9 protein-coding genes and 1 pseudogene are annotated in these 14,438 nt (G+C 61.6%); 3 read left to right on the top strand and 7 right to left on the bottom strand.

Annotated elements, in window-relative coordinates; all coding sequences use genetic code 11:
• A partial coding sequence (locus M653_RS0128200) for a KUP/HAK/KT family potassium transporter (RefSeq protein ID WP_027146325.1) occupies positions 1–1,188 on the bottom strand: 1,188 nt, incomplete at its 3' end.
• 652 nt (positions 1,189–1,840) lie between these two features.
• A complete protein-coding gene (locus M653_RS01000000133790; RefSeq protein WP_084636976.1) occupies positions 1,841–3,235 on the bottom strand; it encodes a dicarboxylate/amino acid:cation symporter in 1,395 nt (464 codons plus the stop codon).
• A 230-nt stretch (positions 3,236–3,465) separates the two neighbouring features.
• Here M653_RS01000000133790 and M653_RS0128190 point away from each other — a divergent pair, with 230 nt between their 5' ends.
• The gene (locus M653_RS0128190; protein ID WP_027146324.1) at positions 3,466–5,325 is read left to right on the top strand and encodes an ATP-binding protein; all 1,860 of its coding nucleotides are present in this window, start codon (positions 3,466–3,468) and stop codon (positions 5,323–5,325) included.
• A gap of 6 nt (positions 5,326–5,331) precedes the next feature.
• The gene (locus M653_RS0128185; protein ID WP_027146323.1) at positions 5,332–6,672 is read left to right on the top strand and encodes a sigma-54 dependent transcriptional regulator; all 1,341 of its coding nucleotides are present in this window, start codon (positions 5,332–5,334) and stop codon (positions 6,670–6,672) included.
• A 909-nt stretch (positions 6,673–7,581) separates the two neighbouring features.
• Here the strand turns inward: M653_RS0128185 and M653_RS0128180 are convergent.
• Positions 7,582–7,860, bottom strand: a complete 279-nt coding sequence (locus tag M653_RS0128180) for a DUF2285 domain-containing protein (protein WP_027146322.1) — start codon at positions 7,858–7,860, stop codon at positions 7,582–7,584.
• A 109-nt stretch (positions 7,861–7,969) separates the two neighbouring features.
• Between M653_RS0128180 and M653_RS0128175 the strand changes: the two genes are divergently transcribed.
• Entirely contained in the window at positions 7,970–8,185 is a 216-nt protein-coding gene (locus tag M653_RS0128175; RefSeq protein ID WP_027146321.1) for a helix-turn-helix transcriptional regulator, read from the top strand.
• Positions 8,186–8,428: 243 nt separating this feature from the next.
• Here the strand turns inward: M653_RS0128175 and M653_RS1000000135135 are convergent.
• From M653_RS1000000135135 to M653_RS01000000133780, 4 genes and pseudogenes are all read right to left on the bottom strand, one after another.
• Positions 8,429–8,791: pseudogene (locus M653_RS1000000135135) on the bottom strand (leucine zipper domain-containing protein); the annotation flags it as partial.
• Positions 8,792–9,164: 373 nt separating this feature from the next.
• Entirely contained in the window at positions 9,165–10,451 is a 1,287-nt protein-coding gene (locus M653_RS0128165) for a pitrilysin family protein (RefSeq protein ID WP_245262385.1), read from the bottom strand.
• A 91-nt stretch (positions 10,452–10,542) separates the two neighbouring features.
• Positions 10,543–11,847 (bottom strand): pitrilysin family protein, encoded by a 1,305-nt coding sequence (locus M653_RS0128160; protein ID WP_051442853.1) that lies wholly within the window; start codon positions 11,845–11,847, stop codon positions 10,543–10,545.
• Between the two features lie 682 nt (positions 11,848–12,529).
• On the bottom strand, positions 12,530–14,269 hold the full coding sequence (locus M653_RS01000000133780; protein ID WP_032936316.1) for a VirD2 family relaxase/mobilization nuclease: 1,740 nt from the start codon (positions 14,267–14,269) through the stop codon (positions 12,530–12,532).
• Positions 14,270–14,438 lie beyond the last annotated feature (169 nt).

Below are 14,438 nucleotides of genomic sequence, written 5' to 3'. Positions count from 1 at the left end.
ATCGATGAAGGCGAACAGCACGGTCAGCGGGATCGCCAGCGACAGCTTCCACTTCCAGATGCGGGTCATGACGACATAGAGCAGCACCGTCGTCACCAGCATGTTGCCGGTTACCGAGATNCCGTAGGCGGAGGCCAGCTTGCTCGATTCGCCGAAGCCGACCACCAGCATCATCACCACCAGGGCCAGCAGNAGNTTGACGCGCGGCATGTAGATCTGGCCGGACTGCTTTTCCGATGTGTGGAGGATTTCCAGCCGCGGCAGCATGTTCAGCTGCACCGCCTGGCGGGTCAGCGAAAAAGCCCCTGAAATGACCGCCTGGCTGGCGATGACGGTAGCCGCCGTCGCCAGCACCACCATCGGNATNAGNGTCCAACCCNCGTTCATCTCGAAGAACGGATGGCCCACCACGCCGCCATTCGCCAGTATGAAGGCGCCTTGCCCGGCATAATTCAGCAGCAGGCAAGGGAACACGATCGCCAGCCAGGCGAGCACGATCGGCTTGCGACCGAAATGGCCGAGATCGGCATAGAGCGCCTCGCCGCCGGTGACGGCAAGGAAGACGGCGCCGATCGTGACGAAGGCGACGTCGGGCGAATGGATCAGGAAAGCGACGATATAGTGCGGACTGATCGCCCACAGGATTTCCGGATCGGCGATGATGTGCTTGAGACCGGACAAGCCGATGGCCAGGAACCAGATCGCGGTCACCGGGCCGAAGACCAGCCCCACGCCACCGGTACCGAAACGCTGAACCGCGAACACCATGGCGAGGATGACCAGCGTCAGCGGCACGACATAGGGCTGGAAGGTGCGGGTGACGACATTCATGCCCTCGACCGCCGACAGCACCGAAATCGCCGGCGTGATGACGGCGTCGCCGAAAAACAGCGAGGCGCCGACGATGCCAATGCCGAGCATCAGCGCCGAGCGCTTCGGAAAACTGCCGCGCGCCAGCGCCATCAGCGACAGCACGCCGCCCTCGCCGCGATTGTCGGCACGCAGCACGAACATGATGTATTTGATGGTGACGGTAATCGTCAGTGACCAGATGATCAGCGACAGAACACCAAGAATGTCGCCACGGTCGGCAACTTGCCCGCCCGACGACGCGACCAGCGCTTCGCGGAGCGCATAGATCGGGCTGGTGCCGATATCGCCGTAGACCACGCCGAGCGCACCCAGCATCAACAACGCAGTACTTTGAACCGAGCCGGGATGTTCCGCTAGTTCCCCACCGCCACCATTATTGGCAGAATCCACGATGACCATTCGTATGCTCCCACAAGTGCTCTGTTCTACAGCCAAGGCAATCCTGGATTTGAGAGGTGCGCCTCCATGGATGGGTGCCTCGGCCGATTGGGCGGCGCGAGAGGGGAGGAGCAGTACTCGCCGTGCTGCCGCTATCGGCCGAGGCGTCTGGTACTTGCCATAGGGCTGCCGGTTGGCGCACTAACCCGGTCGCTCGTCGCGTCGCCGAGCAATATTGGCAAGTTCTCTCGTTTAGCCTACGGGCAAATAGACAATATTGACATGAGATATTGAACGTCTTTGTCCCACTGTACGAGAATGTCACCTACATAAATTACAGACTTCCTATGTGGTCTTTCTCCGTTGACCATCGACTTGTGAGCTTTGAAAGTCAATATCTTGATGGTTTCAGATGTAGCATTTCGGAAGGCTTGTCATAGCACATCAGCGTCCAGATCTTTCGGCCTCGCGACGACAAAGCGTGGACCGAAACGGTTCCCATTCTGCATGGCAGTGGCCTTCAAACCGGGCGGGTCATTGTCGCGGTCGCGGCCGTGCTCAGCGAATGGCCGGCCCGGGCTGAATCGTCTCAATGAGGTTTGCTTTCATACATCTCGTTGCCCCAGACCCGTGGTCGATCGTTGGGTGAGGTCGAGACATCCTCGACTTGCGGCAGTGACAGTTCTGCGTCGTCCGGCAATTCACCGGCCATGGCCGCGGCGAGCTTCGCCTGATCGAGCTCCTTTTCCCAGCGTGCCACGACAATGGTTGCGACCGCATTGCCGACGAGGTTGGTCAGCGCCCGGCACTCCGACATGAAGCGGTCGACGCCGAGGATCAGCGCCATACCGGCAACCGGCACGGCAGGCACGACCGACAGCGTCGCCGCCAGCGTGATGAAGCCAGCGCCGGTTATGCCGGCGGCACCCTTGGAGCTGAGCATGGCAACGAGAAGTAAAAGGACCTGGTCGCCAAGAGTGAGGGGCGTGTCGGTCGCCTGTGCGATGAACAATGCCGCCAGCGTCATGTAGATGTTGGTGCCGTCGAGGTTGAAGGAATAGCCGGTCGGGATGACCAGGCCCACGACGGAGCGCTTGCAGCCGGCACGTTCCATCTTGACCATCAAGCCGGGGAGCGCCGCCTCTGACGAGGAGGTGCCGAGAACCAGGAGCAACTCTTCCTTGATGTAGCGGATTAGCGCCAGAATCGAGAAGCCGTTGTATCGGGCAACCGCGCCGAGCACCATCAGCACGAACAGCAGCGAGGTCGCGTAGAACGTGCCGATCAGCATGGCGAGATTGGCCATCGAGCCTATCCCGTATTTGCCAATGGTAAAGGCCATCGCGCCGAAGGCGCCGATGGGGGCTGCCTTCATCAATATCGCGACAAGGCGGAAAATCGGTGCGGTCAGCGCCTGCAGAAAATCGAGGACGGCACGGCCGCGGTCGCCGACCAGCCCCATCGCAATGCCGAACAGCACAGAAAAGAACAGCACCTGCAATACATCGCCCTGCACGAAGGCGCCGGTGATCGTATCGGGGATGATGTTCATGAGGAAGCCGACGATGGTCGTTTCATGCGCCTTTTCGGTAAAGGTCATCACCTTCGATGCGTCGAGCGTGGCCGGATTGATGTGCATGCCGGCGCCGGGCTGGACAACGTTCGAGACGATGAGGCCGATAACCAGAGCCAGCGTCGAGAAGACCAGGAAATAGATCATCGCCTTACCGGCGACACGGCCGACTTTCTGCAGGTCGGATACGCCGGCAATGCCAGTCGCGACCGTCAGAAAGATCACCGGCGCGATGATCATCTTCACCAGTTTGATGAAGGCGTCGCCAAACGGCTTCATCGCGGCACCTGTCTCCGGATAGAAATGTCCAAGCAGCACGCCTGCGGCGATTGCCACCAGGACCTGCACATAGAGATGCCGATAGAAGGGAACCTTGCCGCGCGGCTCGGCAGCAGCAATCGTTGTCTGCATGATATCCTCCGTTGCGCCCGGAAGACCCGACCTCCCGGGACCTTAGGCTTCATCAGCCTCGCGGCTGCTGAATTGAGTTCGCAACCGGCGTGCCAGACGCAGCCTCCTGTCGCTAAATCCTTGATCTCTCAGGCATCATCATCAATTCACGCGCTTTGCATCTGGGCAAAAAGTGCGGCTGCCCGCACAAATTCGATTGTCCGTTGTGCGAAATTATGCACAGATGGGCGATGCCGCAGCGCCGCGCCTCCGATCTCTCTTCGACGCCCGAGCAACTCGGCAGGCGTGCGGTCCGGGTCTGGCTTGGATTCGCGGCGATAGGGTTCGCGATCACTGCTGCGGCGCTCCAGGGCTCCGGCCTCTACGCCCGGGATAGCGAGCTCAAGGCGCTGGCGGCACAGGCGCGCACAGATGCCAACCTGAAAGTGGCGCTGCTTAGCGCTGTTTTGGAGAATCCACGCGCACTGCCGCTGCTGCTATCGGAGGACCAGCAGGTGCATGATGCTCTGGCGCGGCGCGATGCCGTCGCGATCGATGTGTTGAACCGCAAGCTTGAAAGCCTTGTCTCGGGCACCAAGGCATCGGTACTCTACGTTGCTGGCACGGACGGCATAGCGGCCGCGTCTAGCAACTGGCGCGAGCCGAACAGCTTTGTGGGCGGCAACTACGGCTTTCGCGCCTATTTCTCCGAGGCGATGAAAACCGGAACAGCCGAATATTTCGCGCTCGGCAATGTGAGCAAGCATCCCGGTCTTTACATTTCGCGGCGTGTCGGTAGCGCCACGGCTCCTCTCGGCGTCGTCGTCGTCAAGATGGAATTCGACCAGCTCGAGCAGAACTGGCGCCGGGCGAATTGGCCGACCTATGTCAGTGACGAACATGGTGTCGTGCTGGTCACCAGCATTCCATCCTGGCGCTTCATGACGACAGCAGCCCTGGCCGGGCCCAACCTTGCCGCGATCCGGGAAAGCGAGCAGGTCGGAGATGCGCCGCTTATGCCCTTGCCGATCACGCGACCCGAGGCATTGAGCCAGGGGGTATCGATTGTCCAGGTCGTCACGCCAGGCAGCAACGAGGCGGAATATCTGCGCCTCTCGAGCCCGGTCCCCACCACGCCCTGGCGGCTCGACTATCTCGTCCCTGTGGAAGTGCCGGTCGCTGCCGCTGTCCGCGTCATGCGGCTTCTAGCACTTGGAATAGTTCTTCCGCTCCTCGGCCTGGCTGCATATCTGCTATGGCGCCGGCAATCAGCGCAAATGCGGATCGCGACCGAACAGGCGGCGCGCTCCGAGCTCGAACGGCGTGTCGCCGAACGGACCCAAGATCTGAGCCGCGCCCGCGATCGGCTACAGTCAGAGATCGTCGGTCACCGCAGTACGGAAGCGAAACTCCAGGTAGTGCAGCAGGAACTGGTCCAGGCAAATCGACTGGCCATCCTTGGCCAGGTCGCGGCCGGCGTAGCGCATGAGATCAACCAACCCGTTGCCACCATCCGGGCCTATGCGGACAATGCCCGCACCTTCCTGGAGCGCAAGCAGACCGCTCCGGTCGAGGAGAACCTTGGCGCCATAGCCGCGCTGACGGAGCGCATCGGCTCGATCACCGAGAACTTGAAGGCCTTCGCCCGCAAGGGCCGTACCGCGGCTGGCCCGGTAGAATTGCGCGGCGTCATTGAGAGTGCAGTCGTGTTGCTGCGAAGCCGATTTGGCGGCCGGCTCGACGCGCTTGTCGTCGAGCCCGCGCCCGCTCCGTTCAAGGTCATGGGAAGTCGAGTCCGGCTCGAACAGGTGCTCATCAATCTGTTTCAGAACGCGCTGGAAGCGCTTGAGGGCTGCGACCATGCTAGGGTGGAAGTTTCGGTGGAGGAAACGGCTGAGGGCGTGGCGCTCAGCGTATTGGACAACGGGCCAGGCATCCCGCCGGCGATCCTGAACTCGCTGTTCACGCCGTTCAACACGTCGAAGGAAACTGGCCTGGGTCTCGGCTTGGTGATCTCGAAGGACATCGTCGCCGACTATGGCGGGCGTATCGAGGTCGCGAGCGGCGACAGTGGCACATGCTTCACCGTTTATCTTTTGAAGGCAGCGTAATCGCGCATGACGCACCAGAGTGTAGCACCGGTCATCCTGATCGATGACGACCGTGACCTCCTGAAAGCCACCGCCCAGACGCTCGAGCTTGCGGGATTCGCGGTGTCGGCGTTTTCGATGGCGTCGAAGGCCCTGGACGGGATCGCTTCCGATTTTGCCGGTGTGGTTGTGTCCGACATCCGCATGCCCGAGATCGATGGATTGCAGCTTTTCGACCGCATCCTGCGGCTCGATCCCGACATCCCCGTCATCCTCATCACCGGTCACGGAGACGTCCCAATGGCAGTCAAGGCGATCAAGGACGGCGCCTACGACTTCATCACCAAGCCCTTTGCCGCTGACGGACTGACACAGAGTGTGCGGCGGGCAGCTGAAAAACGCCGCCTAACCATGGAGAACCGGGCTCTGCGCGAGGCGGGCGAGTTGGCACAGGACAGCTTGCCGCTGATCGGCCAGACGCCGGCGATGGAAAGACTGCGCCATACGCTGAGGCAAATCGCGGACACCGACGTCGACGTGCTGGTGACCGGGGAGACCGGCTCCGGCAAGGAGGTGGTGGCCGGATTGCTGCACCGCTGGAGCCGCCGCGCCAAGGGCAATTTCGTCGCGCTGAATTGCGGGACTTTGCCGGAGACGGTGATCGAAAGCGAGTTGTTCGGCCACGAGGCAGGCGCTTTCACCGGCGCGCAGAAAAAGCGGATCGGTCGCGTCGAGCATTCAAGCGGCGGCACGCTGTTCCTCGACGAAATCGAAAGCATGCCGGCGTCCACACAGGTGCGAATGTTGCGTGTGCTGGAAATGCGCGAGGTCATGCCGCTCGGTACCAACGACGTAAGGCCGGTGGATCTGCGCGTGGTCGCCGCGGCCAAGGTTGATCTTGGCGACCCGCGCCAGCGCGGTAATTTCCGGGAGGATCTCTACTATCGGCTCAATGTGGTGACCGTCTCCATTCCACCGCTACGCGAGCGCCGCGACGATATTGCTCTTCTGTTCGGCTACTTCGCAGAGCGTGCGGCAGCCCGCTTCCGCCGCCCGGTGCCTGCCGGACCTGCATCGGTGCACCGGTATCTGCACGAGCATGACTGGCCGGGCAATGTGCGCGAATTGGCGCATTTTGCCGAACGTTTCGTGCTCGGGGTGGAACAAGAAATGCGGACGCTACCCTCTGATGCGGCTGGCTCGCTGCCGGAGCGCTTGGAGCGCTACGAGGCCGAGATCATCCGCGAGACGCTCGGCCGCAACGGCGGAGACGTCAGGCGAACGGTCGAGGCGTTGGGCATTCCGCGGAAGACCTTTTACGACAAGTTGCAGCGCCACGGCATCGTGCGGGGCGACTTTTCCAAGTAGTCGGCCATCTTCAAACTTGGTGCAAAAGCCCTCGACGTACGTCAAGGGCAGGCCGCAGGTGCTCAAGACAGGCCCAAAAGCTTTTTTCTTCTTCGATTGGTGTCGAATGAACTCGAACGATTCGGCTTTTCGGTCCTCCTGAAGAAACGTCCGGAAAGGACGAAGCACGACCTGTTTCTGCTGCGCGGGGTGGCTGCCGAATCTCATCTTCATAACCAAGTTGGGATTCTCGTGGGGACCACATCGGGCTTTGGGTGCGCTGGATAGGCGCGGCCGTCCCATGCCATTGTGACATGAATGGCTTCCCGCGGCCGCTCGCGGCGTTAAGCGTATGTTTACCGTAGTTCGGCATGGTTCAATTCTGCGGTTATGTTTCGAGTACCGCAGCCCTACAAGCTTCCAGGCAACATGCCCGCGCCTCCTCAGGCGCGGGTCTTCCGTTCGCACCGCTGGAAAAAGTAGATTTCCGAAACGATGAATCGACGGGACGCGGCCTAGACCTCAGCAGGGGCGCCATGCACCTTTTTGAGCGGCACGAGGAAGCTGCTTCGCATCCGAGGTCTCGCTCCCCATCGTCGAAGCGCGATTGCGGAGGAAGGCGCGTTGTGCGGGCGGTAAGCAGCCCGCGTCATCAACGGCGCCGACATTGAGAATGTGCTATAGCTTGGTTCGCTGAGGCAGTGAACCCGAGGGGCGCCGAGCCGACATCCATTGCAGGACCCGCCGGGATCCGGAGGCTCGGTTAGAATTCTCCTTGCGGTAGAACAATGGCTGGACTTCGAGCAGGCTGTCCGGTTCACCAGCCTAAGTGATATGTGTCTCGTAGCGACGGCGCGAGAGCCTGCTGCTCTTTCGGCAGTCAAAAAGTCAGCAATCGCGCATCAGCAGACCCCATCGGGCCAGTCGGTTTCAGTGCGGTGCTCCACCAGCCAGAAGATAGCGATAGCCGTTCGTGGTCATCCATCGGGCTCGCGCGAGATGTGTTTCCCATGCTCGGAATGCTCGTTCCGGCTCCTTCGTCGGATCGATATGCAGAACGATCCTTGCCACGTCGCGCCAGTCGGCGTTCTCCGCCGCCGCATCGAGAAGGCGGATGTAAGTGAGCAGTCGCTCCTCGTCATAGCCGGTCAGGATGGGGGCATCTGGGGCGACGTCGGCAACGTCGGGATCGAGTAGCGGTTTGAGCACAGGAAAACCATCCCCCTTCAACAAGCACTCTTCAGATCGGGTCCCTACTCTAGCGAATAGGAACGATCATTCCTAGAACGTCAGTTCCTCTTCTGATTCCTAGTCGGTCATGGATCTCAAGGAGATCTTGGCCATCAATTTGCGTCGTTTGCGCCAGGATCAGGATCTGACGCAGGAGGAGCTGGCAGCCCGTTCTGGGCTGAGCATGCGTTATGTCGGCTCGATCGAGCGTGCTCGGGTTTCGGCCAGCGTCAGCGTTCTTGGTAGAATTGCAGATGCGTTTGAGGTGGACCCATGCGAGCTCATCAGAATCGCAAAACGGTAAGTCCGGAGTGTCTGCGGATCCGACCGGCTCTGCAGCCTGCCAAAGTCTAGCGGCCCGGTGTCATTGCCCGGCGCTTTGTTCTACCTTAGCCGGCTTTTGGGCTTGGGTGGAAGCGCGGCGATCTTCTCCTGCCTTCACCAGGCGACCGTACGTCTGCAGAGTTCGAGCAGATGGTCGCGCTCAGCACGAATCCTCGATGTGGATCATTTCGCCTGGGTGCTCGCGCGTAGCCTACTACCGGGCGGCCGGTTCCAAGTCCGCCAGTCGCGAAAGGCCCGCGCGCGCAAGCACCCGACTCACCGTCGCTGGCGAAACGCCAACCTCATGCGCGATATGCTGGCCGGTGAGGCGCTGGCGCCGCAGCGCCACGATCCGCTCGACGATCGACGGCTCGGTGGCGCTGGGGCTGTGCTTGGGTCGCGACGAGCGGTCGGCCATGCCGGCCCGGCCCTCAGCTTTATAGCGCTCGACCCAACGGGCCACGATCTTGCCCGTCACCGCATACCTCAACGCCGCTTGGGCTTGGGAAAGGCCGCCTTCTATCACCGACAGCGCCATTTCCTCTCGACGCAGCGGCGTCAGACGGGCATTCTTATGGATATTCATTCGGACCCTCCGGCGAATCTGAAGCGCCAAAGACCTGCGGTTGGTCAAGAGAAACCCACAGCACATGCGTGCTTGTGGCCAGGCTCGCCCGCGGGGGTTCACCACCGATTGGGCTACGCCGCGGTACTCGGCTGCTCGGCGTATCGGTAACGCCACAAACCTGCGCTGGGTACCGGGCTTGTGTGCGTGAGGCTATGAGGATGGAAAGCAGAACCATCCCATGGCTATCGAGAAGAAACGACTGCACGGTCGCTTGCGGGCGCGATCGGCAGGAGCGGTTTGTCGCGGACGGCAAGGCTGGGCGTCTGCCGCCCAGCCTTGCCGGTTCGTTTCGAGACCTCGATGACATAGATGTGCGCCCCAAAAGTCGGGCTCATCCCTTGCCGGCGGAGGCCAGCGGCGGTCCGACCACCATGATGCTCGGCTCGGAGCTCAGCAGCTTCTTCGCCACCGCCTTGACCTGATCGCGCGTCACCGCGTCGATGAGGCCGGTGCGGCGCTGCATGTAGTCGGTGCCGAGATCGTCGAGCTGCAGCTGGACCAGCGTCGCGGCGATGGAACTCGACGAATTCAGATTCTTGATCGCATAGGCGCCGATCAGATATTTCTTCGTCGCCGCCAGTTCGGCCTCGGTCAGCCCATCCTCGGCCAGCCGCTTGACGACGTCGCGCACGACGCCGAGCGTCTCGGCCGCGCGGTCGGAACGCGTTCCGGTGGTGACGATCAGCGCGTCGGCGTGGTCCTGGTTTACCAGCGAGGATTTGACCCTGTAGGCCAGTCCGCGCTTTTCGCGCACTTCCTGCCACAGGCGCGAGGTGAAGGGGCCGCCGAGAATACGGTTCATCAAAACGGCGGGGAAGAAATCCGCCGCGTTGCGCTTCACGCCGGGCCAGGCGAGCTGCAGCGAGGTCTGCGGCAGGTCGTAGCTGACCTCGACACGCTGCGCCAGAGCAGGCGTGACATCGGCGACCGGAGCGAGCGCCGGGTTCTGCGGCAGGTCTCCGAACACCAGATCCAGCTTCTTCTTCAGCGTTTCCGGGTCGATGGCTCCGACGACCGCGACATGCAGCTCGCCGCGCGCGAAGACTGCCTTGTGAAGGGCCTTCAGATCATCCTGAGTGATGGCGGCGATGCTCTGCCTGGTGCCCTGATCGGAGCGCGAATAGGGGTGGTCGCCATAGACGGCGCGCGCCCATCGATTCCGCGCCACCGTGTCCGGGTCGTTCTCGTTGGCGATGATGCCGGACAGGACCTGGGCGCGGATGCGGTCGATCGGCGCCTGGTCGAAGCGCGGCTCGTTGACCGCCAGCCGCAACAGGTCGAAGGCTTCATGGCGCTGTTCGGCCAGCATGCGCAGGGAGCCGTAGATGCCATCGCGGGTCGCGCCGAAGCTCATTTCGGCGCCGGCATCGTCGAGCTTGATCTGGAAGGCTTCCGAATCGAGCGGACCAGCGCCCTCGTGGAACAGGCCGGTCATCAGATTGGCCAGGCCTTCCTTGCCCGGCGGATCTTGCGTCGAGCCGCCGCCGAAGGCGAAACGGATGGCGACGACCGGCACGGAATAGTCCTCCACCAGCCAGGCCGTGACGCCCTTCGGCGAGGTGACGGACTGGATTTCGGTAGCACGGGCGGCAAGCGCCGGCAGGATCAGGAAGAGGATGGAGAGGAAGAGTGTGGCGAAAGCGTGCCAGCCGTTCCCCTCTGCCTTTGCGCGAGAAGAGGAAACTCGGAAATGCTCACTGGTCAACACATCAATTCTCCGTCTTTGGTTGCGGCAAGAGATAGCCGGTGGTCGAGTGGGTCAATACCAGGTAGCGCGCGGCAACGGCCTTGACCTCGTCGGCCGTGACCTTGCGGATGCGATCCGGCCATTCCTGCACGTCCTGGACATTGCCGCCGGTGGCGAGTGTCGAACCATAGATTCTGGCCATGGAGTCCTGCTTGTCGCGGGCAAAAATCATTGACCTGACATAGCGGTCCTTGGCTTTTTCGAGCTCATCGGGGGTTACGCCGTCGCTGGCGATGCGCGCCACCTCCGCATCGACTGCGGCCTCCACATCAGCCAACTTGGCATCGCCGCGCGGCGCGCCGGCGACGGTGAAATGGGTGTCGTCGAGCATGGTGCCCTGGAAGTACGCACCGACGCTGGAAGCGATGCCCTGCTTGACGACAAGCGCCTGGTAAAGCCGGCTGCGGTTGCCGCCGCCAAGGATCTCGGCCAGCAGATCGAGCGCTTCGGCCTCACCCGGCTTGGCCGTGTGATAGGAGGGCACGACCCATTGCGTCAAGAAACCCGGCACGCTGACGCGGGCGTCGGAGAGCGTCACGGTACGCTTGGTGTTCTGCTCCGGCTCGACCGGGCGGACGCGCGGCGGCAGATCCGGCCCGCGGGCCACCTTGCCATAGGTCTTTTCGGCCAGCGTCTTCACCGTTTCCGGTTCGACATCGCCGGCCACGATCAGCACCGCGTTGTTGGGCCGGTAGTATTTGTTATAGAAGGCGACGGCGTCGGTGCGGTTGAGCTGCTCCATCTCCTGCATCCAGCCGATGATCGGAATGCGATAGGGCTGGTTCTGCCACAGCGTGGCCTCGACCTCTTCGACAAGCACGGCCTGCGGCTTGTTGTCGATGCGCGAGCGGCGCTCCTCGAGGATCACATCGCGCTCGGTCTTGATGACGTCGTCGGTGAGGATAAGGTTGCGCATGCGGTCAGCCTCGAAGCTCATCATCAGCTCGAGATCCGCCGGCGCCACCGTCTCGTGGAAAGCAGTGTAGTCGTAGGAGGTGAAAGCGTTGTTGGAGCCGCCTGTATCAGCGACGGCCCTGGCTAAATCGCCGGTCGCGTGATTGGTCGTGGCCTTGAACATCAGATGCTCGAAAAAATGGGCGATGCCGGATTTGCCCGGCGGCTCGTCGGCGCTGCCGATTTTGTACCAGACCATATGGGTAACGATCGGCGCGCGATGGTCGGGAATGACGATCACTTCCATGCCGTTGTCGAGCCAGAAATCCGCCACCTTGCCGCCGTCGGCGGCAAGCGCGGGGTCGACGAGCATCAGGGCGGCTGTCAAGAGCAAGGCGCGCACGGTGTCGACTGCGGATTTCGAGGCTGGCTTTGTGAGCTGCTCGACTCGCAGACTATTGGGGACTACGCCAACGCCGCGTTTGCGTGCGCATGACCTCTCTGATGCATATTCTGACATTTGTTGATTTCTTTCCTTCTTCACATGATCGCGATGGAATAAACAAAACGGAGACGGCCGCCGGGTATTGCGAGGCGTTAGACGCAATCGTGGTGCCAACTGCACAGGAGCCGTTTTTTCGAAATGAAAGCGCTTGACCGAACACCACCGTGTTGCGAACGCGACCAACCCGACATTAAGTGTCGATTGCGAGACCTTCTTCACGATGGATGGACAGAACTCTTCTCCGAGCAAGCTCGAACCATTGTTGAAGAGCCAAAGACAGCGTGAGCTGGCTCCCCTCGCCTGGTGAAGCTGTCGCGTGATAGCGTTGCTCTCCGGGATGGGCGGGCGATGCGCCATGATGCGAAAGTGTGCAGCGACTTGGCGCGATGTTCGTGCGCGCGCTTTTGAGCGCACGCCGGTTCATCAGATCATCGGTGTTCGGTTTCCTTGTGTCACGGCGGCGACCCGCGCCTTCGGAGAACGCGTCGTCGATGGCTGCCGCTGTACGCTCACGCAGCAGGGCGCGTTCGCGAGCGGCTTAGCTGCCCCCTCACAGCGCTAGCCCTCGTTTCCTGCCGAGAGCCCAATCCACACCACCGCCGGCCCGCATGACGCCAGTCAGGTGACCGCCGAGGTGCTTGTCGAGTGTAGGTGACCAAGGCACGAGCTTGAAGGCGAGCCCGTCATCGATCATCGCGAAACGTCCTGAGGCAAGAGAGAAGCGCCGCCGGTAGGTACCCCCAATTTGCTCGCCCTCAGCAGCTTTCGTGAAGGACAGACCTGTCCCGGCGGCCAGTTGCTCACCGAGTGCATCAACCTCGCGCGCGCGAAGCGCTGCAATCAGGTTGCGCGCAAGTACGACGCGGTCAGCCTCACGCCGCGCGAAGCCTTGCTCGACAAGATGCTGGCTGCGGTTCTCCAGCGCCTGTTTGACTTGCCGCGCAAATCCGCCCTCGCCTAAGTTGGGTGTCGCATGCGCGACCAGTTGTCGGTCGAGCCAAGTCGCCCCGTCAGCACGGACCTGCTCTTCGATCGAGAGATCAGAACGGACAGCAAGCGCGACGCGGCTGCGGCCTTTTCCATCTTCGTAGCGCCGAAGCTCGACGATGGAACCTGGTGCCGAATCTCCGGCCGCATCGATATTTTGAAAGCGGATGTAATGAGTGCGCCCATCAATTCCGTCGACAATGGCGTAAGCAGATGCGTGCAACTCGTCATGGAGGCCTCGTTCCAAGAGCCTGCCGATGATCGGCACCGCGCTCGCCTCACCGACGAAGACTTGGTCGGCAGCGCATCTATCGAGCCCATGCTCGGCCAGGCTGCGATGCATACGCTTGATAATGTCGCCTCGCTCGCCAAGCCCTCGCAGGGTGGCTTCGGCCTCGGCGACCATTGTCCACTGGCCCGCTCCGATCGGGGCGGCGAGGCCGAGGCTTTCCAACTTCCGCAATCGGCCGACCTTCACCGCAAGATACTCATCAGGCTTCCGGTCCGCGACGGGCGCGACGTCGACAACGCCATGCCTTTCCATTTCACGAACAAGCTGGCGGTCGAGTGCCGTCCAGCGTTCAGCCTCAATTTGTTGATGATATGCATGACGAATTTCCCGATCGGTCCTTGGGCCAAGCTCCTGAGTGATCAGGTCCTGCGCACGACCGCGCATCCCATTTTTGATGTAGTCGCGAGAGATGACGAGGTCCTGACCGTCCTCAACTCTGCCGCGCAAGATGATGTGAATGTGGGGATTGTCTGTGTTCCAATGATCCACGGCCAGCCAATCTAGCTTGGTGCCAAGGTCCTTTTCAGCCTGCGCCATCAGATCGCGAGTGAAGGTCTTGAGATCGGCCATATCGACCGCGTCTTGGGGCGAGATGATGAAGCGAAAATGATGTCGGTCATTCGCGCAGCGCTCGGCGAAATCCTTGACGTCGGCATCGTCATTTTCCGGACCAAACATGCGCGCCTTCTCGCCGTCGCGGGTGACCCCTTCGCGACGCAGATAATTCAGGTGTCGCGCCAGCGGACCGTTCTGTTTCTTGTGACGGACCACGAGCGCCTTGACTGTGCAGGATCGAGAGCGGCTGGTGATGAAGCGATTGGCGCGAAGACTCGCCGCCCTGCCTCGTCCGAAATGTGAGCCGCGCGCGGCAGTGATTGTGCCGTCGCGAGAGATCCTCCCGCCAGCTTTTTGCGCGGCGGCGAGCACCTGGGCGATGAACGGCCGTGCCCGTTGGCTCTGGCGTGAGCGGATACGGCCTGGCCGGACGCGGAAATCGTCATCACCTCTCACGAGGTTTCACTTGCGATGTGCGAAAGACATTGAAATCGTTGAAGAAAATCAAGTCAGGCGATGTGCGGGAACTTCTGGCGATGTGCAGAAAGCTCGAGAAAAGCCAACCAAAACAACCGACCGACCGAGCCGCACATCGCGGCCTTTTATCTTGCCATCCCTCCCCGAC

The sequence above is a fragment of the Mesorhizobium sp. WSM3626 genome (assembly GCF_000513935.1).
In the GTDB taxonomy this organism is placed as follows: domain Bacteria; phylum Pseudomonadota; class Alphaproteobacteria; order Rhizobiales; family Rhizobiaceae; genus Mesorhizobium; species Mesorhizobium salmacidum.
Note: the sequence above shows the minus strand (reverse complement) of the source record. Positions and strands in the feature narration are given on the sequence as shown.

Coding starts and splice junctions, on each gene's coding strand:
- M653_RS0128175 (WP_027146321.1), top strand. CDS start 7,970: ATGGATCTCAAGGAGATCTTGGCCATCAATTTGCGTCGTTTGCGCCAG.
- M653_RS0128160 (WP_051442853.1), bottom strand. CDS start 11,847: ATGCTCGTCGACCCCGCGCTTGCCGCCGACGGCGGCAAGGTGGCGGAT.
- M653_RS0128185 (WP_027146323.1), top strand. CDS start 5,332: ATGACGCACCAGAGTGTAGCACCGGTCATCCTGATCGATGACGACCGT.
- M653_RS01000000133790 (WP_084636976.1), bottom strand. CDS start 3,235: ATGCAGACAACGATTGCTGCTGCCGAGCCGCGCGGCAAGGTTCCCTTC.
- M653_RS0128190 (WP_027146324.1), top strand. CDS start 3,466: ATGCCGCAGCGCCGCGCCTCCGATCTCTCTTCGACGCCCGAGCAACTC.